The 22,936-nt window shown below is 37.8% G+C and carries 26 protein-coding genes; 19 read left to right on the forward strand and 7 right to left on the reverse strand.

All coding sequences use genetic code 11. The annotated features are described in order from the left end of the window. Positions 1-68: 68 nt before the first annotated feature. Genes racE through IGJ46_RS04405 form a run of 3 tightly spaced genes read left to right on the forward strand, consistent with a single transcriptional unit; the run spans position 69 to position 2,769 of the window. Complete coding sequence (gene racE, locus IGJ46_RS04395; RefSeq protein WP_002358027.1) at positions 69-896, forward strand: glutamate racemase; 828 nt, start codon at positions 69-71, stop codon at positions 894-896. Further along, the gene (gene rph, locus IGJ46_RS04400; RefSeq protein WP_002409873.1) at positions 889-2,244 is read left to right on the forward strand and encodes a ribonuclease PH; all 1,356 of its coding nucleotides are present in this window, start codon (positions 889-891) and stop codon (positions 2,242-2,244) included. Before racE ends, rph begins: the two co-directional genes overlap by 8 nt. 12 nt (positions 2,245-2,256) lie before the next feature. After that, positions 2,257-2,769 carry a metallophosphoesterase gene (locus IGJ46_RS04405; RefSeq protein WP_002381991.1) on the forward strand — a complete coding sequence of 171 codons (513 nt, stop codon included), beginning with the start codon at positions 2,257-2,259 and terminating at the stop codon, positions 2,767-2,769. 92 nt (positions 2,770-2,861) lie between these two features. Here IGJ46_RS04405 and IGJ46_RS04410 read toward each other — a convergent pair whose 3' ends face one another. Further along, a complete protein-coding gene (locus IGJ46_RS04410; RefSeq protein ID WP_002381990.1) occupies positions 2,862-3,626 on the reverse strand; it encodes a DeoR/GlpR family DNA-binding transcription regulator in 765 nt (254 codons plus the stop codon). A 193-nt stretch (positions 3,627-3,819) separates the two neighbouring features. On the opposite strand from IGJ46_RS04410, the gene ulaG reads away from it, so the two are divergent. From ulaG to IGJ46_RS04460, 10 genes are all read left to right on the forward strand, one after another. Then, entirely contained in the window at positions 3,820-4,887 is a 1,068-nt protein-coding gene (ulaG, locus tag IGJ46_RS04415; RefSeq protein ID WP_002360582.1) for an L-ascorbate 6-phosphate lactonase, read from the forward strand. A gap of 17 nt (positions 4,888-4,904) precedes the next feature. Then, a complete protein-coding gene (locus IGJ46_RS04420) occupies positions 4,905-5,363 on the forward strand; it encodes a PTS sugar transporter subunit IIA (protein WP_002358021.1) in 459 nt (152 codons plus the stop codon). Positions 5,364-5,375: 12 nt separating this feature from the next. Next, the gene (locus IGJ46_RS04425; protein ID WP_002361608.1) at positions 5,376-6,863 is read left to right on the forward strand and encodes a PTS ascorbate transporter subunit IIC; all 1,488 of its coding nucleotides are present in this window, start codon (positions 5,376-5,378) and stop codon (positions 6,861-6,863) included. A gap of 14 nt (positions 6,864-6,877) precedes the next feature. Beyond that, positions 6,878-7,177, forward strand: coding sequence for a PTS sugar transporter subunit IIB (locus IGJ46_RS04430; RefSeq protein ID WP_002358018.1), 300 nt, complete (start codon positions 6,878-6,880; stop codon positions 7,175-7,177). A 13-nt stretch (positions 7,178-7,190) separates the two neighbouring features. After that, a complete protein-coding gene (locus tag IGJ46_RS04435) occupies positions 7,191-7,829 on the forward strand; it encodes a 3-keto-L-gulonate-6-phosphate decarboxylase UlaD (protein ID WP_002381985.1) in 639 nt (212 codons plus the stop codon). 4 nt (positions 7,830-7,833) lie between these two features. Beyond that, the gene (locus tag IGJ46_RS04440) at positions 7,834-8,694 is read left to right on the forward strand and encodes an L-ribulose-5-phosphate 3-epimerase (RefSeq protein ID WP_104845561.1); all 861 of its coding nucleotides are present in this window, start codon (positions 7,834-7,836) and stop codon (positions 8,692-8,694) included. After that, positions 8,684-9,394: an L-ribulose-5-phosphate 4-epimerase gene (locus IGJ46_RS04445; RefSeq protein ID WP_002375178.1), complete on the forward strand. Its 711-nt coding sequence runs from the start codon at positions 8,684-8,686 to the stop codon at positions 9,392-9,394. Before IGJ46_RS04440 ends, IGJ46_RS04445 begins: the two co-directional genes overlap by 11 nt. A 257-nt stretch (positions 9,395-9,651) precedes the next feature. Continuing rightward, on the forward strand, positions 9,652-10,140 hold the full coding sequence (gene cbpB / locus IGJ46_RS04450) for a cyclic-di-AMP-binding protein CbpB (protein ID WP_002358013.1): 489 nt from the start codon (positions 9,652-9,654) through the stop codon (positions 10,138-10,140). A gap of 80 nt (positions 10,141-10,220) precedes the next feature. Further along, entirely contained in the window at positions 10,221-10,922 is a 702-nt protein-coding gene (dapD, locus tag IGJ46_RS04455; RefSeq protein WP_104842309.1) for a 2,3,4,5-tetrahydropyridine-2,6-dicarboxylate N-acetyltransferase, read from the forward strand. A 36-nt stretch (positions 10,923-10,958) separates the two neighbouring features. Then, the gene (locus IGJ46_RS04460; protein WP_113844181.1) at positions 10,959-12,128 is read left to right on the forward strand and encodes an N-acetyldiaminopimelate deacetylase; all 1,170 of its coding nucleotides are present in this window, start codon (positions 10,959-10,961) and stop codon (positions 12,126-12,128) included. Positions 12,129-12,172: 44 nt separating this feature from the next. On the opposite strand, the gene IGJ46_RS04465 is transcribed toward IGJ46_RS04460, so the two are convergent. Continuing rightward, positions 12,173-13,093 carry a mechanosensitive ion channel family protein gene (locus IGJ46_RS04465; RefSeq protein WP_002382128.1) on the reverse strand — a complete coding sequence of 307 codons (921 nt, stop codon included), beginning with the start codon at positions 13,091-13,093 and terminating at the stop codon, positions 12,173-12,175. A 169-nt stretch (positions 13,094-13,262) separates the two neighbouring features. On the opposite strand from IGJ46_RS04465, the gene IGJ46_RS04470 reads away from it, so the two are divergent. Both IGJ46_RS04470 and IGJ46_RS04475 read left to right on the forward strand, forming a co-directional pair. Next, on the forward strand, positions 13,263-13,625 hold the full coding sequence (locus IGJ46_RS04470; protein WP_002358008.1) for a hypothetical protein: 363 nt from the start codon (positions 13,263-13,265) through the stop codon (positions 13,623-13,625). A 28-nt stretch (positions 13,626-13,653) separates the two neighbouring features. Continuing rightward, on the forward strand, positions 13,654-14,526 hold the full coding sequence (locus tag IGJ46_RS04475; protein ID WP_002382129.1) for an aldo/keto reductase: 873 nt from the start codon (positions 13,654-13,656) through the stop codon (positions 14,524-14,526). A gap of 50 nt (positions 14,527-14,576) precedes the next feature. Here IGJ46_RS04475 and IGJ46_RS04480 read toward each other — a convergent pair whose 3' ends face one another. After that, entirely contained in the window at positions 14,577-15,299 is a 723-nt protein-coding gene (locus IGJ46_RS04480) for a gamma-glutamyl-gamma-aminobutyrate hydrolase family protein (RefSeq protein WP_218391489.1), read from the reverse strand. 142 nt (positions 15,300-15,441) lie between these two features. Beyond that, positions 15,442-15,816 carry a lactoylglutathione lyase gene (gene gloA / locus IGJ46_RS04485; protein WP_002358003.1) on the reverse strand — a complete coding sequence of 125 codons (375 nt, stop codon included), beginning with the start codon at positions 15,814-15,816 and terminating at the stop codon, positions 15,442-15,444. A gap of 148 nt (positions 15,817-15,964) precedes the next feature. Between gloA and IGJ46_RS04490 the strand changes: the two genes are divergently transcribed. Next, positions 15,965-16,411, forward strand: a complete 447-nt coding sequence (locus IGJ46_RS04490) for an NUDIX hydrolase (protein ID WP_002384709.1) — start codon at positions 15,965-15,967, stop codon at positions 16,409-16,411. Positions 16,412-16,474: 63 nt separating this feature from the next. Here the strand turns inward: IGJ46_RS04490 and yidA are convergent, their stop codons facing one another. Genes yidA through IGJ46_RS04505 form a run of 3 tightly spaced genes read right to left on the reverse strand, consistent with a single transcriptional unit; the run spans position 16,475 to position 19,488 of the window. Then, positions 16,475-17,287, reverse strand: coding sequence for a sugar-phosphatase (gene yidA / locus IGJ46_RS04495; protein WP_218391491.1), 813 nt, complete (start codon positions 17,285-17,287; stop codon positions 16,475-16,477). A gap of 18 nt (positions 17,288-17,305) precedes the next feature. After that, a complete protein-coding gene (locus IGJ46_RS04500) occupies positions 17,306-18,676 on the reverse strand; it encodes a dNTPase (RefSeq protein ID WP_002407097.1) in 1,371 nt (456 codons plus the stop codon). Continuing rightward, on the reverse strand, positions 18,673-19,488 hold the full coding sequence (locus tag IGJ46_RS04505; RefSeq protein ID WP_002385999.1) for a lipoate--protein ligase family protein: 816 nt from the start codon (positions 19,486-19,488) through the stop codon (positions 18,673-18,675). Before IGJ46_RS04505 ends, IGJ46_RS04500 begins: the two co-directional genes overlap by 4 nt. Before the next feature lie 331 nt (positions 19,489-19,819). Here IGJ46_RS04505 and IGJ46_RS04510 point away from each other — a divergent pair, with 331 nt between their 5' ends. The 3 genes from IGJ46_RS04510 (at position 19,820) to IGJ46_RS04520 (ending at position 22,869) form a co-directional block, all read left to right on the forward strand. Next, the gene (locus tag IGJ46_RS04510; protein WP_002382132.1) at positions 19,820-20,257 is read left to right on the forward strand and encodes a DUF1934 domain-containing protein; all 438 of its coding nucleotides are present in this window, start codon (positions 19,820-19,822) and stop codon (positions 20,255-20,257) included. A gap of 76 nt (positions 20,258-20,333) precedes the next feature. Continuing rightward, positions 20,334-20,951: a DNA-directed RNA polymerase subunit delta gene (gene rpoE, locus IGJ46_RS04515; protein WP_002357996.1), complete on the forward strand. Its 618-nt coding sequence runs from the start codon at positions 20,334-20,336 to the stop codon at positions 20,949-20,951. Positions 20,952-21,258: 307 nt separating this feature from the next. Further along, entirely contained in the window at positions 21,259-22,869 is a 1,611-nt protein-coding gene (locus IGJ46_RS04520; RefSeq protein ID WP_002357995.1) for a CTP synthase, read from the forward strand. Positions 22,870-22,936: the final 67 nt, after the last annotated feature.

Raw genomic sequence — 22,936 nt, forward strand, 5'->3', positions numbered from 1 at the left:
ACAGGAAAAATTGACAATAGTCCTTAAAAAGTAGAAAATAAAGGCAGTGAATAAAAGGCAAAGGTAGGATGAGAATGAGCAATCAAGAAGCCATTGGATTAATTGATTCTGGCGTTGGTGGATTAACTGTTTTAAAGGAAGCGCTAAAACAATTACCAAATGAACGATTAATTTATTTAGGAGATACAGCCCGTTGCCCATATGGTCCACGACCAGCCGAACAAGTCGTTCAGTTTACTTGGGAAATGGCCGATTTTTTATTGAAAAAACGAATAAAAATGCTAGTAATCGCATGTAATACCGCGACGGCTGTCGCATTAGAAGAAATTAAAGCTGCCTTGCCAATTCCAGTTGTCGGTGTTATTTTACCTGGCGCACGAGCAGCCGTTAAAGTCACAAAAAATAACAAAATTGGTGTCATAGGTACCTTAGGTACAATCAAAAGTGCTTCCTATGAAATCGCCATTAAAAGTAAGGCACCAGCAATTGAGGTGACTAGTTTAGCTTGCCCTAAATTTGTCCCCATTGTTGAAAGTAATCAATATCGTTCTTCCGTAGCAAAAAAAATTGTGGCAGAAACACTTCAAGCACTACAATTAAAAGGACTTGATACGTTGATTTTAGGTTGTACCCATTACCCGTTGTTACGTCCGGTGATTCAAAATGTGATGGGGAGTCATGTGACATTAATTGACTCAGGAGCCGAAACAGTTGGCGAAGTCAGCATGCTTCTCGATTATTTTGACATTGCCCACACGCCTGAAGCGCCTACACAGCCCCATGAATTTTATACAACTGGTTCTGCAAAAATGTTTGAAGAGATTGCAAGCAGTTGGCTTGGTATAGAGAACTTAAAAGCACAACAGATTCACTTAGGAGGAAACGAAAATGATTAGACATGATAGTCGTGCACCAAAAGAATTGCGAAAGATCACTATTGAAACCAATGTTTTTAAACATCCAGAAGGTTCGGTGGTTATTTCGTTTGGCGATACAAAAGTAATTTGCTCAGCCACTGTCGAAGAAAAGGTTCCCCCATTTTTACGAGGCGGGGGAACAGGTTGGGTAGCAGCTGAATATAGCATGCTCCCTCGCGCGACGAACACAAGAAATATTCGGGAAAGTGCGAAAGGAAAATTAACAGGGCGAACAATGGAGATTCAACGTTTGATTGGGCGGTCATTGCGAGCTGTTGTTGACTTAGAAAAGTTAGGGGAACGGAGCATTGTTGTCGATTGTGATGTGATTCAAGCAGATGGGGGAACCCGTACAGCTAGTATTACAGGCGCTTTTGTTGCTCTACGCTTAGCAGTCAATCATTTATTGATGACTGGTGCGCTAGCGGAAGACCCAATTAAAGAGCATTTAGCTGCTGTCAGCGTGGGTATTTTACCCGATGGTTATTGTGTGCTGGACTTAGATTACGCAGAGGACTCGAATGCTGCAGTGGATATGAACATCGTGATGACCGAGTCTGGTGAATTTGTGGAAATTCAAGGAACCGGTGAAGAAGCTACCTTCTCAGGAGATGAGTTAAATGCCATGCTCTTTTATGGAAAAACAGGGATTGAGGAATTAATTACGTATCAGAAAGAAGCGCTTTATGCTTTAGCCTCTGAAGAAGTCCCTTCGCAAGATTCAGAAGAGAAAGTGATTGTCATTGCGACTAGAAATCCTGGTAAAGCGAAAGAGTTTAGTTCAATTTTTGGTGAAAAAGGATATACAGTTAAGACGTTATTAGATTATCCGAATTTGCCAGATGTAGAAGAAACTGGTCGAACATTTGAAGAAAATGCTCGTCTAAAAGCTGAAACAATTGCAGAAATTTTACAGAAACCAGTATTAGCAGATGATTCAGGATTAATTGTTGATGCGTTAGGGGGAATGCCAGGAATCTATTCTGCTCGTTTTGCTGGTGAACCAACTAATGATGCTTCAAATAATGCGAAACTATTGCACGAGTTAACGGGCGTGCCAAAAGAAAAAAGACAAGCGCGTTTCCATTGTACATTGGTTTTTGCTGAACCAAAGAAAGAAAGTCTGGTGGTCGAAGCTGAATGGCCAGGAGAAGTCGGTACGATTCCTCGTGGTGAAGGAGGCTTTGGGTACGATTCACTTTTCTATGTTCCAGAGCTTGGTAAGACGGCAGCTGAATTGTCTGGAGAAGAGAAAAATAAAGTCAGTCATCGTGGACAAGCAGTGGCAAAATTAAAAGAACAATGGGAAGAATGGCTAAAAAAATAGGAGTTGAAACGTATGAAAATCTTGGTAGTAAGCGATAACCATGGCGATCGCGACTGTTTAGTTGACTTAGTGAATCATTATGAAGGACAAGTCGATGCACTCTTTCACTGTGGTGATTCTGAATTAGAACCGACAGATGAACTTTGGCAGAAATTAATTGTAGTCCAAGGAAATTGTGATTTTTATGATGAATTTCCCAAAACTGTGACTAAAAAAGTGGGAGATCAAGTTATTTATATGACACATGGTCATTTGGCCAATGTTAGAATGGGGCTCACGACACTTGCTTTACAAGCGGAAGAAGCAGGAGCGACAATTGCCTTATTTGGTCACACTCATGTACTCGGCGCAGAGCGACACAATAACATTCTCTTTGTTAATCCGGGAAGTATTCGTTTACCTCGTGGACCAGTTCAAGAGAAAACATATGCCATAATTGAAAGTACACCTGAACAATATCTCGTTCAGTACTATAACAAAGAGCACCAACCATTGGAACGATTAAAGGCAACGTTTACGAAGTAAGTGAATGTTAAGAAATAAGTGCTACTTTTTTATTTATCAGATTTTGAGCGTAGGACAAAAATCCAAAAGAGATTTTTGTCCTACGCTCTTTTTTAGTCGACTTGGATAACCTTTAAGCCGGTCTTACGAAGTTCTGTAATTAAAGTTGATGAGCAATGTTTGTCTGTAATCAAACAATCAAAAGCGGTAATATCAGCAATTTTAAATTTAGATGTCAAGCCGATTTTTCGATGGTCCGCGACCAGAATTTTTACTTTTGTTGTTTGTTTTATCATAAGCTCATTAATTTTTGCTTCATTGAAAATTTTTGTAGTGACGCCATGTTCTAAACTGACCCCGCTACAGCCAATTACGCAAACATCGGCATGCGTTGCGGTGATTGTGTTAATGGCAATATCTCCTACCAGAACTTCTTTGGGAAAACGTAATTCGCCTCCGGTCAAAATATAATTGTATTGAGAAACATGAGGCTTGGTGGCAATTTTTAAATTATTCGTTACGATGGTCAGATGATCGGCCTTTAAATAATGGAGAATATTCAAAGCAGTGGAACTTGAATTAATGAAAACGGTATCATAATCACTTAGATAGCTACAAGCAACACGAGCAATGGCTTGTTTTAATAACTCCGGTCCTGATTGATCAAAGTCTTTCTGATTTTGGTCGTTGTAAATACAATACCCATATTTTCGAATGATGTCATTCTTAGTTTCTAAGACATTTAAATCACGACGAATTGTGCTTAAGGAAACATTTAAAACATCTGCTAATTTATAGGTAGTCATTTGTTTGTTTTTTTGCAGCAGCGCGAGAATATTTTGTTGCCTTTTTTCAATGGTTTCTAATGAACTTTTCAAGTAATACAACCTCCTTTAGTTATTTCTTTGGACACGGTCCCCCATGAAATAGTATAACTCATAGGAAAACAAAACACGTAAAAGAATCATTAAAAGTGCAAACAATCATATAAAAGGGTTTTCATTGTGATTTTTTGCGGCTATGATTTTCTTATAAAGCATAACACAATCATTTGAGAAGAGGAGTGGTAGCATGAGCAAATCGATTCATGAAATTACAAAAGAAAGTTGGTTGAAGGCGACATTTCCAGAATGGGGCACTTATTTAAACGAAGAAATTAATCAGACAAATGTGCTTCAAGGAACGGTTGCACTCTGGTGGCTTGGTTGTACAGGCATTTGGCTGAAAACGCATGAGAACACGAATATTTTATGTGATTTATGGTGTGGAACAGGAAAACAAACGCACGGGAACGGCTTAATGAAAAATGGCCATCAAATGATGCGCATGAGTGGTTGCCAAAAAATGCAACCTAATTTAAGAACACAACCTTTTGTGATTGATCCTTTTGAAATAAAAGAGGTAGATGCTTTAGTTGTCACACATATTCATTCAGACCATTTGGATATTCACACAGCTGCTGCTGTTCATCAAAATTGTCCTAAGGCTCTATTTATTGGTCCAAAAGAAGTAGTGAAAACATGGCAGCGTTGGGGTGTTCCGGCAGAAAAAACACGGGTTATAGAACCTGGTCAAGAAATAAAAGTGAATGATGTGAATGTAGTGGCCTTGGAAGCTTTTGATCGAACCGCGCTAATTACTTCTGATGATCCTGAAAATACATTTAAAGGTAAAATGCCTCAGGACATGAATGAACTAGCTGTCAATTATCTATTTGAAACCTCAGGTGGTACGGTATATCACGCCGGAGACTCTCATTATTCTAACTTGTTTGCGAAACATGGTAATCAATATGCAATTGATGTTTGCTTAGGAGCATATGGCGAAAATCCTCGCGGTATCACAGATAAAATAACTTCTGTTGATATGTTGAGAATGGCCGAATCTTTAAATGCGAAAGTAGTCATTCCTGTTCATTATGATATTTGGTCTAATTTTATGGCGGATCCAAAAGAAATCATGGAAATTTGGAAATTTAAAAAAGATCGTTTACATTATCAATTTAAACCATATATTTGGCAAGTGGGTGGCAAATTTGTTTATCCAGATGACAAAGACAACTTAGAATTTAACTTTGATCGTGGCTTTGATGATGTTTTTGTTAAAGAAAATGATACACCATTTCCTTCATTCTTGTAAGAAAGGCTGGATGTACAATGTTAACTTATTTTTGGGAGCAAGAGCTTATTCATTACCCTGATAAAGAACCGGTTAGTTGGCAAGAGGCGATTCAGGAAAGTTGTTTGATTTTACTCCAAAAACACATCATCGATCAGAGTTACGTCGATGAGATTATCCAGTGTGTCGAAACGTTTGGACCTTATATCATCATTGCTCCTGAAGTAGCCATGCCACATTCATCAGAGGAAAGCGCAGGCGTTTTTGGAACGGCCATTTCTTTTACAAAATTTAAGCAAGCAGTCACTTTTGCTGGCGATCAAGAAGCAAAAACAGCAACATTATTTTTTACATTGGCAGCCCAAAATCCCGCCGAACATCTGGAAAATATCCAGCAATTGATGGATTTATTGATGACGGATGGCGTGATTGCTGACTTGTTAGAAACAAACACGCCAATGGATTTTAAAGAAGTTATGGAGAAATATCAATTATAGGGGGAAAAATCAATGGGGGAGTTCTTGTTAAATAGTTGGACTTATTTTGCCACGAACGTTTTAACACAGCCAGCATATTTGATTGGTTTCATCGTGTTATTAGGTTATCTCTTGTTACGGAGGCCCTTTTATGAATGTTTAGCAGGTTTTCTGAAAGCGACAGTTGGTTATTTTATTTTGAGTGTTGGTTCTGGTGGTTTGGTTAATAATTTTCGCCCTATTCTAGTAGGCTTGAAAGAGCGATTTAATTTACAGGCGATGGTTACCGATCCATATTTCGGGCAAAATGCAGTCGATGCAGGATTGATGAAAACCTTTGGACGAACCTTTGGTGATGTGATGATTTTGTTATTGATTGCATTTATTATGAATATTTTGTTGGTTCGTTTTCAAAAATATACAAAATTGAGAGCCGTTTTTACAACAGGGAATGTTCAGATTCAACAAGCAGCTACCGCTTTCTGGATTTTACTCTTTTGTTTTCCTAACTTAGGTAGGATCGAAGTACTAATTTTTATGGGCTTAATTCTTGGGTGTTATTGGGCAGTTGCTTCAAATTTAACGGTAGGGATTACGCAGGAATTAACAGAAGGTGCTGGTTTTGCGGTAGCCCATCAACAAATGTTTGGCATATTTATTTTTGCAAAATTAGCAGAATGGTTGAAAAAACGTGATCAAAAGAAACATCGTTCAGAGAAGGTCGATAAAAAATTGGAAGATATTGAATTACCAGGATTTCTATCCATTTTTAATGAAAATATGGTTGCTACGTCCATTTTGATGCTCTTTTTCTTTGGCATTATCCTGCTTGTTTTGGGACAAGATTATTTAATTCAAGCTAAATTTATGCAAGAAGGGCAGAGTTTCTTCTTTTATATCATGACCACTTCATTAAATTTTGCTGTCTATTTAGCTATCTTACAATTAGGCGTTAGAACCTTTGTCGACGAGTTGACGCAGTCATTCCAAGGGATTTCAAATACCATTTTACCAGGCGCTGTTCCTGGGATTGACGTAGCAGCGACTTTCGGATTTGGCTCGCCCAACGCAGTAACAATTGGGTTTCTCTTTGGCGCATTAGGCCAGTTTTTAATGATTGGCTTACTGATTCTATTAAAGTCTCCGACAATCGTTATTGCGGGTTTTATCCCATTGTTTTTTGATAACGCTGTCATAGCTGTTTATGCAAATAATCGTGGCGGAGTAAAAGCTGCTTGTTTATTCCCCTTCCTTTCAGGTTTAATCCAAGTAGGTGGCTCAGCTTTATTTGCTACATGGATTGGATTATCTCAATATGGCGGTTATTTGGGTATGTTCGATTGGGCAACAGCTTGGCCGTTATTTACAATCATTATGAAAGTTCTAGGCTATGTTGGCGTAGCAGTGGTGGTGATTGGGTTACTAATAATTCCGCAACTTCAGTATCGGAGAAATCCAGAAGGTTACTTTATGATTGTCAATGATTATGAACAATATGCTAAAAAATTTCAAGAGAATTAAAGGAGGAATTTAAAATGAGAATACTTGTTTCCTGTGCCAATGGTTCTGGCACGAGTCTAATGATGATGCGGAGTGTTGAAAAAGCAATGAAAGAACTAGGCGTACCGATTACAAAAATTCATCATTGCGCCATTTCAGAAGGAAAAAGCTCTGCTAGCCAATACGACGTTGTTTTTACTCCAGTCAATTTTTTACAAATGTTTCAGCAAGCAGAAAAACGTGGAGTCACAGTGATTGGCATTAAAAATGTAATGTCTGCAAAAGAAATTCAAGAAAAATATATGGCTTCAGATCGTTATCAAAAATCTGAATAAAAGGGTGGGAAAGATGAAAAGACCAAACTTACAAATCGCTTTAGATCATAATAGCTTAGAAGACGCTTTAGCAGATTGTATGAAAGTTGGAGAAATTGTCGATATTATCGAAGTTGGCACTATTTTGTGTTTACAAGAAGGCCAAAAAGCAATTCGTTGTTTAAAACGCATGTTTCCTAATAAAACGATTGTTGCTGATACAAAATGTGCTGATGCGGGTGGTACAGTTGCTCGTAATGTCGCACAAGCAGGCGCTGATTTCATGACGGTCATTTGTTGCGCCACCTTACCAACGATGGCTGCAGCTCAAAAAGAAGTCCGAGAATTACAAGTAGAACTATATGGAAATTGGACAATGCAACAAGCTCGACAATGGCGAGAATTAGGGATTAATCAGGTGATTTATCATCAAAGTAGAGATGCTCTTTTAGCTGGCGGCAGCTGGGGAGAAAAAGATTTGAATAAAGTTCAAGAACTAATTGACTTAGGCTTTGAAGTGTCCGTCACAGGTGGTTTAACTGTCGAAACGCTTGAATTGTTTCAAACAATGGCAGTTGCAACATTTATTGCGGGCCGTGGGATTACCGAATCAAAAAATCCTGAACAAGCAGCCAAAGATTTTCAAAAAAAAATCGATCAGATTTGGAAGTGATAAAATGGCACGAATTGGACTGTATGAAAAAGCACTCCCGCAAAATTTAACTTGGACAGAACGATTCACATGGGCCAAAAAGTTAGGGTTTGATTTTTTAGAAATGTCAATTGATGAATCCGATGAACGTTTAGCACGATTGGCTTGGACACCAAGCCAGTTACAAGAACTTTCTCAATTAATGGTGAAAGAAGATTTTTTTATCCATTCTTTGTGTTTAAGTGGTCATCGGCGGTTCCCTTTAGGCTCTTTAAATAAAGAAACACGTGAAAAAGGGCGGAAAATTTTATCTCAAGCGATTCGTTTGGCTCATCAATTAAACATACGGGTAATTCAAATAGCTGGCTATGACGTCTTTTACGAAGAAAAAACTGCCGAAACAAGGGAATTTTTTCTTCAAGGTCTGAAAAAGGGCGTTGAGGAAGCTGCACAATACGGTGTCATTCTGGCTGTTGAGATTATGGATGACCCTTTTATGAATAGCATACAAAAATTTCTAGAAATTAAGGAACAAATTCCGTCTCCTTTTTTGCATGTTTATCCTGATTTAGGTAATTTGTCTGCTTGGCCGGAAAATAATCCGGCGGTTGAGCTTGAAAAGGGAATTGCTGAAATCGCTGCTATTCACTTAAAAGATACCTTCGCTGTAACAGACACATTTGAAGGGAAGTTTCGGGAAGTTACTTTTGGAGAAGGCTGTGTTGATTTTACAGGCTTATTAAAAACACTCAAGCGGTTAAACTATAGTGGTCCTTTTTTAATTGAAATGTGGAATGAAACGGATTTGAATTTTCAAGAAAAAATTCAAGCCGCGCAGCAGTATCTCTATCCCAAATTAGCAGAGGTGGGTTATTATGAACAATAAAGCGATCATCCAAGCAATGAAACAACGTGTTTATGAAGCGAATCTGGCTTTGCCAAAACTGGGCTTAGTCAAATTAACGTGGGGCAATGTTAGTGAAATCAATCGGTCATTAGGGATTATCGTAATTAAACCAAGCGGCGTCAAGTATCAAGAAATGACCAAGGAACAGATGGTAGTGACTGATTTAAACGGACAACTATTGGAAACCAATGCATTAAAGCCGTCTTCTGATTTACCCACGCATCTTTATCTTTATCAAAAAATGCCAGAAATTGGAGCGATTGCGCACACGCACTCCCTGAATAGTGTTACGTGGGCTCAAGCAGGGCGAGCCTTACCTCCTTACGGTACCACCCATGCGGATGCTTTTTATGGCGCTGTACCTTGCACAAGAGCGCTCTCTGAAAGTGAAATTAAAGAAAACTATGAAGAAGAGACTGGCAAAGTCATTGTTGAAACATTTCATGAACAAGAACTAGATCCTTTAGCAATTCCAGGAGTGCTAGTTTATGGACATGGCCCATTTACTTGGGGAATGACTCCGGAAAAAGCAGTTGAAAACAGCTTGATTTTAGATGAAATCTGTTCAATGGCACGTTTGACGGAAATAATTAATCCAGCTGTTGAACCAATTGATCATTTTTTATTGGATAAACACTATCTTAGAAAACATGGGATTTCCGCTTATTATGGTCAGTGATGGCTGTGATGAAACGTGTGAAAAAGAAGGATAATTGACTGATTAATTGGTCTTTTATAAAAACTTAGTTGTCTGTTATGGGACAACTAAGTTTTTATTTTTTTAAGAAAGCGTTCTCTTATTTTTGGAGAGAATAGAACAAAACGTTAATTTTCGTTTGTTAAGTTATGAAGAATTTGCGAATTCCAAGACTTTTTCCGCAGAATTAGGTACAATAAGTTACGTGTTAAAGAATTAGAAATGGAGGCAACCCAATCATGATAGGGACTGCTGTAAAAGAATTATTATTAGAAAAACAAGAAACGTTTTTAGTACCCGCCGAAAATGTCGCCAACGTAATGTGTTTAAATCCATTAAGTCATGCGGCATTAGTCTTATCGCAAGTTCGCTATTCCAAGATTCCTGTGTTAGATAAGGGAGATCGCTTTGTTGGCTTAATCGGCTTGACAGACGTTGTAGATAAAATGTTTGATTTGACTTCAGTGGATTTTGAAAAATTGAATGAATTTACTGTGGCCGATGTAATGGAAGTCAATGTTCCTGTAATTGGTGAATCGTGGGATTTAGAAGAAGTGTTACATTTATTAGTAGATGCTTCTTTTTTACCAGTGGTTGATGATAATCAACGCTTTAAAGGTATCATTACACGCAAAGAAATTTTAAAAGCGGTCAATCATATGGCGCATGAATTAGAAAAACATCATCTTGTTCTGCCTAAATCAGAAGAAGAAATGAAAGTAATTTAAATAAAACGCAAGAAACTCTTTACTTTTTTCTCATAAATGCGTTATTCTGTATGATAACACGAAGTAAAGGAGTGCTGTGATTGGACGCATATGAGATTATTCAGTATATTGGCGATGCCGAAAAGCAAACGCCTGTTAAAGTAACACTGAAAGGGCAATTAAAAGAAGTCACGTTTCCGAAAACAATTAAGGTCTTTAATAATTGTAAAACTGGGACATTGTTTGGCGATTGGGCTGACGTAAAACCTTTTTTAGAAGCAAACAAAGAAAAAATTGAGGATTATGTTGTAGAAAACGATGCACGTAACTCAGCAATTCCTTTTCTTGATCTGAAAGACATTAATGCTCGGATTGAACCAGGTGCTTTGATTCGCGAAAAAGTTGAAATTGGCGATCAAGCGGTGATTATGATGGGGGCTATTCTAAATATTGGCGCCGTCGTTGGTGCAGGGACTATGATTGATATGGGCGCTGTTTTAGGCGGTCGTGCAACTGTAGGGAAGCATTGTCATATTGGCGCAGGAACGGTTTTAGCTGGTGTCATTGAACCACCAAGTGCCGCACCTGTGGTTATTGAAAACGAGGTTGTCATTGGAGCGAATGCGGTCGTACTAGAAGGGGTTCGTGTTGGTGAAGGTGCCGTTGTGGCTGCTGGGGCAGTAGTTGTGGAAGACGTTCCAGCGCATACCGTTGTCGCAGGCGTGCCAGCAAAAGTAATTAAACAAATTGATGATAAAACCAAGAGTAAAACAGAGATTTTAGAAGAATTACGTAAACTCTAAAAATAAATTAGTCAGTCGCGATGAAGAAACTTCTTCATGGCGGCTTTCGATTACCCAAAAAATGAAGGAGTGGCTTTTGTGGAGCAAGAAGAATTAATTGCGATTAGACGGCAACTACATCAAATACCTGAAATCGGTTTAGAAGAAAAGGAAACACAAGCCTTTTTACTTAATGAAATTGATAAAATGAAGCAACCTTATCTGCAAGTTCGAACATGGCAAACGGGGATTTTAGTCTTCATAGAAGGCAAAAATCCTCAGAAAACTATCGGCTGGCGTGCTGATATTGATGGTTTACCTATTCAAGAGGAAGTGGTTTCTGCTTTTCAATCAAAACGACCAGGGTTTATGCATGCCTGTGGGCACGATTTTCACATGACAATCGGCTTAGGGGTTTTGAAAGAATTAAGTCAACAGCAACCAGACAATAACTTTTTATTTTTATTTCAACCTGCTGAAGAAAATGAAGCAGGGGGGATGTTGATGTATGAAGACCATGCGTTTGGTGAGTGGTTACCTGATGAATTTTATGCGCTTCATGTTAATCCTGATTTGCCAGTCGGAACTATTAGTACCAGAGTAGGGACGTTGTTTGCTGCCACTTGTGAAGTGAACATTACCTTAAAAGGAAAAGGTGGACATGCGGCTTTTCCGCATCAAGCGAATGATATGGTCTTAGCGGCCACCAATTTAATTCAGCAAGCGCAAACGATCGTTAGTCGAAATGTTGATCCTGTGGTCGGGGCAGTCGTTACCTTTGGGACTTTTCATGCAGGGACTGCCTGTAATGTGATTGCCGAAGAAGCAACTTTATCTGGTACAATTCGCACATTGACACCAGAAACGAATGAACAAACGCAGCGAAGAATTCGCGAAATTAGTGAAGGTATTGCGCAATCTTTTCAATGTGAAGTAACTGTTCATCTTGATCAGAAAGGGTATTTACCTGTAGTGAATGAGCCAGCATGTACCACGAATTTTATTGAATACATGAGCAAACAAGCAACAGTTCAATTTCAACAAGCACCGGTTGCAATGACAGGTGAAGATTTTGGCTATCTATTGTCTAAAGTCCCAGGCACGATGTTTTGGTTAGGCGTGGCAAGTCCCTACAGCCTTCATTCTGCTAAGTTTGAACCGAACGAAGAGGCGTTATTGTTTGGAGTTGAGGCAGTTAGTGGCTTTTTAAAATCATTGGACAATTAGAAAAACAGCCACCAGATAACTAATAAGTATCTGGTGGCTGTTTTTTATTTTGCAATAATGGGCGTATTGGGAATCGTAAAGCCGGCCTCTGTTAATGCTTTGATATATTGGGCTAGAAATTCTTCTTTGACCGCAAATTGTTTGCCGTTTAGTACATACATGGTCGTTCGCACCGCAAAGTTGCCATTGCCTAAATCGACCATACCAAAAATATCTGGCCCAGTTTGAATACTTTCGATATACTTTTCTTTTAATGTTTCATTGACTTCTGTAATCACTTCACAAATTTTTTCATAACCTTCTTCAGGATTGATGCGGACATCAATTAACACTTGCATATTGGCACGAGACAGGTTACTGATTGTGGTGATGTTTCGGTTTGGAATAAAATGAACAGTTCCATCAACCGCTTTAATTTGAGTGGTTCGTAATCCGACAGAAGTAACTGTTCCTTCAATATTTAACGCCAATAAGCGAATATAATCGCCTACATCCATTTGTTGTTCTAAAATAATGAAAAATCCGGTAATTAAGTCATTCATGAATCCTTGAGCCCCTAAACCAATGGCAACACCGGCAATTCCCGCTCCAGCTAATAATGAGCCAACAGGCACACCGACAATGGTCAAAAGAGAATAGATGAAGAAAAAGAACAGCGTATATTGAAATGCATTAATGATTAAAGTGTGTAATGTTTTTAAACGGCTTTCACTAAAATGTTGCTTTTTACTATAATTTGCATAGGTGCGATCAATTAAATATTTCCCGATTCGCTGAATGATAAAAAATAGAAAAATTAAAAATAAAATTGATAAACTTTTTTCAATTAAGGTAGCGACAATGGCATCCCAATTAATATTGTTCCAAAAGCGTTGTAGCGCGCTCACTTTTTTTACGGTCGCTTCTGCTAAATCAGGAGCAGAAGAATCGACTGTTTCAGTACTGGCTAAACCAAGTATCAACATAAAAATCCAACTTTCTCTAAAATTTCTTCTTTTAGTATACTAAATCTCTCGGCGAAAGGGGAAGAAAATAGAAAGTTTTTTTAAAGACTTAACATGTTTTTTTAGGAATGTTATAATTTTGTAAATAAATAATATATTTTATAATTTTGTTAAAGGTTGTGAGTGCTGCGTGAAAGTTTCAATTGAATGGGCAAAAAATGATTTACTTTCTAAATTACCTGTAACAATTTTTATTGATGAGCGATGTGCTACTCGCTTAACGGCTGACAAGCGACGAACATTCATCTTCCATAATCCAGTCGCTTTACGATTAGGGAGTCGTTTTTTTAGTAGTCAGATAATCGAAATTGCGGAATCATGTACATTGAAAGTTTCCTTTAATTGGTCCTGTGTTTATCTCTTTTGTATCTGGTTACTTGCAGTTAAACTGTGGATTGGAAGCGTTAGCGGTCGAACAATTGTAGTTGTGGCACTAATCGGAGTGCTGACTTATTGGCGTCGTTATTTATTAAAAATAAAGAAAATGACCTGACAAGTCGTGATTGTTTCGTGAAAGAAGAATGCGTAGTATACTAAAAGTAATGAAAATGAAGGGACTGAAGAAACACATGACTTTGGATAAAACAAAAAAATTAGCAAACGGCAATGAAATGCCACGCCTAGGTTTAGGCGTTTGGCGTGTAGAAGATGGCTCAGAAGCAACAAATTCAGTAAAATGGGCTTTAGAAGCGGGTTATCGCTTGATTGATACGGCAGCCGTTTATAAAAACGAAGCAGGGGTGGGCGAAGGCATTCGTCAATCGGGTATTCCCCGCGAAGAAATTTTCGTGACGACGAAATTATGGAATGAAGATCAAGGCTATGAAAATGCGATTAAAGCATTTGATAAAAGCTTAGAAAAATTAGGGTTAGACTATGTTGATTTATATTTAATTCACTGGCCTGTTGCTGGTAAATATAAAGAATCATGGAAAGCATTAGAAGAAATTTACGCAAGTGGTCGTGCCAAAGCAATTGGCGTTTCCAATTTTCATCAACATCATTTGGAAGATTTATTAACAGAAGCAAATGTTGTGCCAATGGTGGATCAAATTGAATTACATCCTACGTTAACACAAGAACCGCTACGAAAATATTTAGCCGAAAATAAGATTGCCGTGGAGGCTTGGTCTCCTCTAGGACAAGGTAATTTATTATCTGAACCAGTACTAGTGAAAATTGGTGAAAAATATGGTAAATCAGCGGCCCAAGTGATTATTCGTTGGCACTTACAAAATGATATTATCGTGATTCCTAAATCTGTTCACGAAAAAAGAATTCAGGAAAATTTTGCTGTCTTTGATTTTGAATTAACACCAGAAGAAATAACCGCAATTAATCAGTTAAATAAGGATCATCGTTTTGGTGCAGATCCAGATAATTTTGATTTTTAAGTATGATAGCAAGTAAAAACGGAGGGGCGAAAGACGTCCCTCCGTTTTTACTATAATTTTTGAACAAAGTAGTTAAAGAGTGCTTGGGATTTGGCATCACGTGCGTACATTAGTTCAGGATGCCATTGAACAGCTAATAAAGGCTGCTGTTCATTTGTTGATTCCACTGCTTCTGCAAGGCCATCAGAGGACCAAGCAGTAACGCGTAAATCTTTTCCTAAAGTATGTAGTGCTTGGTGATGGTACGAGTTGACTTGACCAGTTGTACCATATATGTTTGATAATTGACTGTCTGGTTCAACATCAATACGATGCGTCGCAAAGATTGGTTGAGTGGGTTGTTGTCCGTGCTTAACTGACCATTGAGGATACATCGATAAATCTTGATATAATGTGCCACCTAAAGCAACATTGACTAATTGCATTCCACGGCAAACCGCAAAAATAGGTTTGTTTTGTTTTAAGGCTTCTTCAATTAGGGCTAACTCAAACTCGTCACGATCACGATTTGTTTCTTCTAATTTTATATGGGGTTCTTGTCCGTAAAATTCAGGGGCAACATCTTGACCGCCTGCTAAAAGTAGTTTATCAATTTGTTGTATATACGTAGCGGCTAATTCTTTGGGGCCAATTGGCAAAACGAAAGGAACGCCACCTGCGGCTTGAACAGCGCTGACAAAACCTTGTGGGGTGTAAGTCACTTGGTTACCGTGAAACACTTCAGCTGCCTGCAAAAGTTGATTGCCAGCGATTCCAATAATTTTTTTTGTCATAATAACATCACATCCTCAATAAATTCATACGTTCTATTGTAGCACTTTTTTTGAAAAAAGTGTTTGAGAAGAAGTCGAGACAAGTTTTGTCTCGGACAGCTCTCAAACACAAAAAACTCAGTAAGTGAACAAGTGAAACTTTTTAACGTTCACGAATGACTTCGATTTTATAACCATCTGGGTCGACAACAAAGTAATAAGATGGTGCAGTTCCGGGTAAGCCTTTTAAGTCAGTAACAGTTAAGCCAGCCGCTTGATGTTTTTCGTGTAATCCTTCTAAATCATCTGTACTGATGGCGATATGACCATAACCGTTTCCTAAATCGTATGCTTCATGATCATAATTATAAGTTAGTTCTAGTTCGTAGTCGTCTCCTGGTAAAGTTAGATAAACCAAAGTAAATTTATTTTCTGGAAAATCACGACGGCGACTTTCTTCAAAATTGAAGGCTTTTTGATAGAAATCTAATGATGCCTCTAAATCTTTTACACGCACACATGTATGAGCCATTTTCATAGTTAAAAACTCCCTTTCAAACTTAATTATATTTCCAACGTTAATAGTAGCATAGATAAACGTGAAATGTAGAGAAAAACGCTTGGTTTCTGACTTGTTCTAAAGGAATTTCTCAGGTAAAATAGATGAAAAGAGAAGAGGTGCGCCAATGAAAACGCCAACGTTTGGAAAAAGAGAAGAGACATTGACCTATCAAACAAGATATGCTGCATACATTATTGTTTCAAAGCCAGAAAATAACACAATGGTTCTGGTACAAGCGCCAAATGGAGCTTATTTTTTACCAGGAGGCGAAATTGAAGGCACCGAAACGAAAGAAGAAGCGATCCATCGAGAAGTGCTAGAAGAATTGGGAATTAGTGTAGAAATTGGCTGTTATTTAGGGGAAGCTGATGAATATTTTTATTCGAACCATCGCCAAACTGCCTATTATAATCCTGGCTATTTTTATGTAGCGAATACTTGGCGGCAACTTAGCGAACCCTTAGAAAGGACCAATACTTTACACTGGGTTGCACCAGAAGAAGCAGTCCGTTTATTAAAAAGAGGAAGCCACCGCTGGGCCGTTGAAAAATGGCTAGCGGCATCATCATAAAATAACGAATAACCCTCAATCTATGTTGATTAGATTGAGGGTTATTGTTATTGAAAAGAATGTTTAAATTAAAACCATTTTTTCAATAATTTGAGCGACACCATCTTCGTCATTACTAGTGGTATGCACATCGGCAATTGTTTTAACATTTTCTGTCGCATTGCCCATCGCAACACCAATCCCAGCGTAATCAATCATGGATAAGTCATTTTCATTGTCACCAATGGCCATCACTTCGTCTTTATTTAAGCCTAAATGGTCTGCCAATTTTGCTAGAGCATTGCCTTTGCTAGCATTTTTATTCATGATTTCATAGTAAAAAGGCGTACTTTTAACAGTCGTATATTTTTCGGTAAAATGTAATGGTAATTTTGCAATGGCAGGATCTAAAACTTCCGGCTCATCAATCATCATCATTTTAATAATGTTCATCTCTGGTGTCATTTCATCCACCGTACGATATTTCAAAGGCATGTTCACTAAAGATGCTTCGTGAATCGTATATTTACCAATATTGCGATTGGCAGTGTAAATAGCGGAATCATCAATTGTATGCAAGTGAGCGCCGACTTTACGAGAATACATTTCAATTTCTAAAAAATCCTCATAACTCAAGGTATAGCGTGAAATAATCGTATTATCTTTGGTTGCTTGGACAAGCGAACCGTTGTAGGTAATCACGAAATCATTTTCACCATATAAGGCTAATTCATCCAATTGTTCTTTCACGCCTGGCAAAGGACGGCCTGTACATAAAACAATACGAACGCCTTGATCATTTGATTTTTGGAGCGCTTCTTTGACCCGTGGGGTAATCTTGTGTTGTGAATTTAGCAATGTTCCGTCGATATCAATAGCAACTAACTTAATTGACATAGAATCCTCCTAGAAAACCTATTTTTTTAAAACTAACGCACCATTATGAATGTAACTTGAAAACTCACGATACGTCTCATCAAATAAATCGTAATGTTTTTTATTTACTTGGTCAAGCATTTCTTTAGGGAAATAGAAACGTTCATCTCCTTGACTCTGACCAGCAAGTGCTGCAACTAGGGGACTGACCGTTGCCAATTCCACTAATGAGCCATCTTTTTGCATCAATTCAATTTGTGTACGATGACGGTCTTTATTTGGACGATAAAAATCGTAAGGTAAATCATAGCTTGAATTAATGGCAGTATAATATTTAGGGTTGAAACCAACTTTTTCAATCAATTCCCTTAAATAAGCAATCGTTGCTGCGCTCTCTTTTTCGTTCGTAAAGGTGGCTGACTTCAGAGGCTTACGCATAAGGAAACGTTTGGCTAAATCACCTAGAATTGAATCAGGCACATCCATCCATTGTGTAAAGTACGTAGAGAGGACGCCATCATCCAATTTTAAATATTCTTGTAAGGTGAAGTCCCCTTTAAAGAATGGTACAAGCAGAGAGGCTTGTAAATCATAGTCAAATTCAGGGTTTTCAAATAATTCTTTCGCCCGATGCAATAAATGATCAAGAATCACTTCCATCCCTCGAGAAACAGGGTGGAAATAGACTTGGACATACATTTGGTAACGACTAACGATATAGTCTTCCACCGCATGCATCCCATTCATAGCAAAGGCAATGCCTCCTTTGTAGGGTCGAATCACACGTAAGATTCTAGTTAAATCGAAAGTTCCGTATTCCGTCCCTGTAAAGTAAGCATCACGTAACAGATAGTCCATGCGATCGGCATCAATTTGACTAGAAATCATTTGCACCACTTGAGGATTTGGGTATTGTTTAGTAATAACGCTGGCGACTTTTTCAGGAAAATCTGCCGAAACACGGTTTAAAATTTGATAGACTTCCGTTTCTGGTGAGGTGATGATTTGGACCGTGATTGCTTCATGGTTTGTATCAAAAATATGCTCGAATGTATGTGAATAAGGACCATGACCGACATCATGTAATAAAGCTGCGCAAAGTGTAATCAGGCGCTCGTCGTCATTCCAGCCGTTTTCACCTAATCGTTCCACAGAGTAGTTACGTTGGAAAATTTCACAAATCCGACGTGTAATTTCGTAAACACCCAAAGAATGGGAAAAACGACTATGTTCGGCACCGTGAAACGTAAAAGAAGAAGTACCTAGTTGCTTAATGCGACGTAATCGTTGCACTTCAGCAGAATTAATAAGGTCTAAAATCACTTGATGTTGGACATGAATATAATTATGGACGGGATCACGAAAAACTTTTTCGATTGGTAATCGTTGCTCTTTATACGGAATCGTCATACGATCTCTCCTTTAATTAAGGCGTTTCGTTGCGCCATTTTTTCCAGCTGGACAGTTAAATTTGTTTGGAACCATTCTGAGGTTATAATTGGTTCGGTTAAGTTTGGATCAATAGATTTTTCAAATTGTTGAGGTAATGCTTCGATTAAACGGGTTTTTACGGCGTCTATTGTTAATGGAGTCTCAATCAGGGTTTCTAAATTTGCCATCACTGCTGGATCAACGGGTGGATAGCCATTTTCACCAAATTGTTCTTGTAAGCCAGCAAGGTAAAAGTCTCGCACCACTTCTCCACGAGCAAGTTGATTGCCGTTAACGCTGATGTAAATCATGACAGCAATACCGTCTTTGACGCGTCGTTGGGCAATCCCAGCAAACTTTTGACCGCCAATACTTAAATCATAAGTACCGGGACAATAGGATGTAGTAATTTCAAAGGCGTCAATCTCTTTCTCCGGAAAACTCTGACGGAGCCAAGCCCACATTAATTCATAAGCCGCATCGATACTTAATTTGTGTTCAGAATTATTTGGTAAAATAAGTGAAACATTTAAAATACCCGAATCGGCAATCACCCCTAAACCGCCGGCATTGCGAACGACTACAGAATAATCGTTTTCTTGCAGAGAAGTGATGCCTTCTTTTAGATGTGGTACACGGGTATCTTTCATGCCAAGAATCATTGCTTGATCCAATTGCCAGAAATGAATGATTGGTTGGTGCTGCATTCCTGAAAAAGTGGTTAAAACATCGGTCAAGGCAAAAGGTAAAAAATAGTCACTGTTTGTTAAACAACCTGAATCAAGGAGCATAAAGGATTCAGTGTGAAGGGGAAAAGTTGTGCTCATAAAAAACGTCCTGTCTATTTATAATTACGTCATTTAATACGTTTATTTTCTTACTCTCTCTTATATTATATACAAAAAATGCAAAAAAGCATGTTATATAAACGAATTCTGAAGGAATTCTCTAAAATAGTAAACGGTTTTCTTATTAAATAGATGAAACAAATGCTTGCAACCCGTGAAAAGAGCTTATACAATAAGAAAAGGTACATAAGCAAGGAAAAATTGACTTTAGTTGACAAATACATTGAAAAAGTCAACAATAAGAAAGTTATATTTTGGAAAAGGAGTGACCATTATGGATTTATCAACAGGCGTTCCTGTATCGATTCAACTAAAAACGATTGTCCAACAAGGCAACGAACAAAAAGATTTTTTCTTTGACTTAGAAGGTCAATTAGTAAAAATGGGTGATACATTATACATTCGTTACAAAGAAGAATTATTAGAGGATACAGAACCAACCCCCGTAACCATTAAAATTGAACCAGACGGGCATGTTCAGCTGATTCGTGCCGGCGAATTACGGATGCGTTTAAGATTTGGCTATCAGGAAAAATTAGATACAAGTTATCGAACCCCTTATGGCTTGCTACAGATTAGTACGTTTACACATAATTTGCGTGTTAGTTTAAAAGATCAACCAATGTCTGGTAAGATTTTAGTTGATTATGATTTATACTCTCAAACAGAGCGAATCGGAGAATATCATTTAGAATTAGAATTTACTGCATAAATATTGCAGAATAGAATTGATTTTTTTTCAATGTTTTTGTATGATAAGGAGTAGACTGTGAAAGGACGTGTACCTCTTGGAAATTAATGTATTTGAAGGGTTAAACAAAAAAGAATTATCCATGATTGAAGTAGCACACGCTATTTTAGAACAACATGCAGATGTAATGGATTTTTCTGATTTAGTTAACCAAATCCAAAATTATCTTGGCAAGTCTGATAGTGAAATTCGTGACCAATTAGCACAATTTTATACAGATTTAAACATCGACGGTAGCTTTATCTCATTGGGAGACAATCGTTGGGGCTTACGTTCATGGTATCCAATCGATTCAATCGATGAAGAAGTTACACATGGCTTGGAAGAAGACGAAGAAGATGCACCACGTCGTAGAAAACGTAAAAAAGTAAATGCCTTCATCACTAATCCAAACGATGAAGATGTAATTGACTATAACGATGACGATCCAGAAGATGCTGAATTAACAAATGATGATGAAGAAGACATCTTGTACGATGATGAAGAAGATGAAGATGAAGAAATCAAAGCATACAACTCTGACTTACAAGAGATTGGTGCAGATTCAGACGATGATGAAGAAGATATTCCGCAAATCGAAGAAGATTTAACGATCATTGATGACGATGATGTTGAAGATGAAGACGATTTTGATGACGAATATTCTGAAGAGTAAGAAACCAAAAAGCTTGATTCCTAAGAAGGAGTCAAGCTTTTTAGTTGAATGCCCAAGAAAAATGAGAAAATAGAAAAAATTATTTTCTTGAATAGAAGTACTTGACCTGATGTCCGTTTGCTTGTATTATACTACTTGGGCACCTTTAAGAAGGTCAGAAGTTTGAACGAACTTACAAGCTCCCTATTCGTAATGGATAGGGAGCTTTTCTATTTTTGTTTCTTTTTTATTTGGAGAAACGTAAGAGTCTCAAAGTTGTTTTACTTCTCTCTACAAAATATTATCAAAGAAAGGGTTTTTAACTATTATGACAAAATACATCTTTGTTACAGGTGGCGTGGTTTCTTCTATCGGAAAAGGGATTGTCGCAGCATCTTTAGGACGATTATTAAAAAATCGTGGATTAAAAGTAACGATTCAAAAATTCGATCCATATATTAATGTGGATCCGGGGACAATGAGTCCTTACCAACATGGAGAGGTTTTTGTCACAGATGATGGTGCCGAAACAGATTTGGACTTAGGTCACTATGAACGTTTTATTGATATTAACTTAAATAAATACTCAAACGTAACCACTGGGAAAATTTATTCAGAAGTCTTACGTAAAGAACGTAAAGGGGAATACTTAGGTGCAACAGTGCAAGTTATTCCACACATTACCAATGAAATCAAAGAAAAAATCATGCGTGCAGCGAAAATGACGGATGCCGATGTGATTATCACAGAAGTAGGTGGTACTGTCGGCGACATCGAATCATTACCTTTCCTAGAAGCATTGCGTCAAATGAAAGCTGATATGGGTAGTGACAACGTAATGTACATCCATACAACCTTGATTCCTTACTTAAAAGCGGCTGGTGAAATGAAAACTAAACCAACACAACATAGTGTCAAAGAATTAAGAAGTTTAGGGATTCAACCAAATATTTTAGTGGTCCGTACGGAATTACCTGTTTCTCAAAACACTAAAAACAAATTAGCACAATTCTGTGATGTTAATCCGGAAGCGGTAATTGAATCTCGTGATGTTGAAACGTTATACTCCATTCCATTAGCACTTCAAGCACAAAACATGGATCAAATTGTTTGTGATCATTTAAAATTGGATGCACCGGCTGCAGACATGACTGAGTGGCGTGCATTAGAAGAAAAAGTTCTTAACTTGAAAAAGAAAACAAAAATTGCGCTGGTTGGTAAATATGTTGAATTACCAGATGCCTATATTTCTGTTGTAGAAGCATTAAAACATGCTGGGTTTGATTTTGATTCAGATATCGAAATTGATTGGGTTGATTCACAAGAATTAACTGCTGAAAATGTCGCTGAAAGAATTGGTTCAGCAGATGGTATTTTGGTTCCTGGTGGTTTTGGTGATCGTGGAATTGAAGGAAAAATTGAAGCGATTCGTTTTGCTCGCGAAAATGACGTACCATTCCTTGGTATTTGTTTAGGTATGCAAATGGCCTGTGTAGAATTTGGTCGTAACGTTGTGGGCTTAGAAGATGCTGGTTCTGCAGAAACTAATCCTGACGTGACAAATAACATTATTGATTTAATGGCAGATCAAGAAAACATTGAGAATTTAGGTGGCACACTACGTTTAGGTTTATATCCATGTAAATTGAAAAAAGGAACGAAAACTGCGGCAGCATACGGAAATGAAGATGTTGTCCAAGAACGTCACCGTCATCGTTATGAATTTAACAACAAATACCGTCAATTATTTGAAGAAAATGGCTTAGTTTTCTCTGGAGTTTCACCAGATAATCGTTTAGTTGAGATTGTTGAAATTCCTGAAAAACAATTCTTTGTGGCTTGTCAATTCCACCCAGAATTAATTTCTCGTCCAAATCGCCCACAACGCTTAATCAAAGGCTTTGTTGGTGCAGCTTTGGCAAATAAAGAAAGTAAATAAGCAAAAATGGACGAAGTGATTCAGTTCACTTCGTCCATTTTTAATCTAAAAAAGTACGGGGCTCATC

Source organism: Enterococcus sp. AZ120 (genome assembly GCF_050546165.1).
Classification (GTDB): domain Bacteria; phylum Bacillota; class Bacilli; order Lactobacillales; family Enterococcaceae; genus Enterococcus; species Enterococcus faecalis.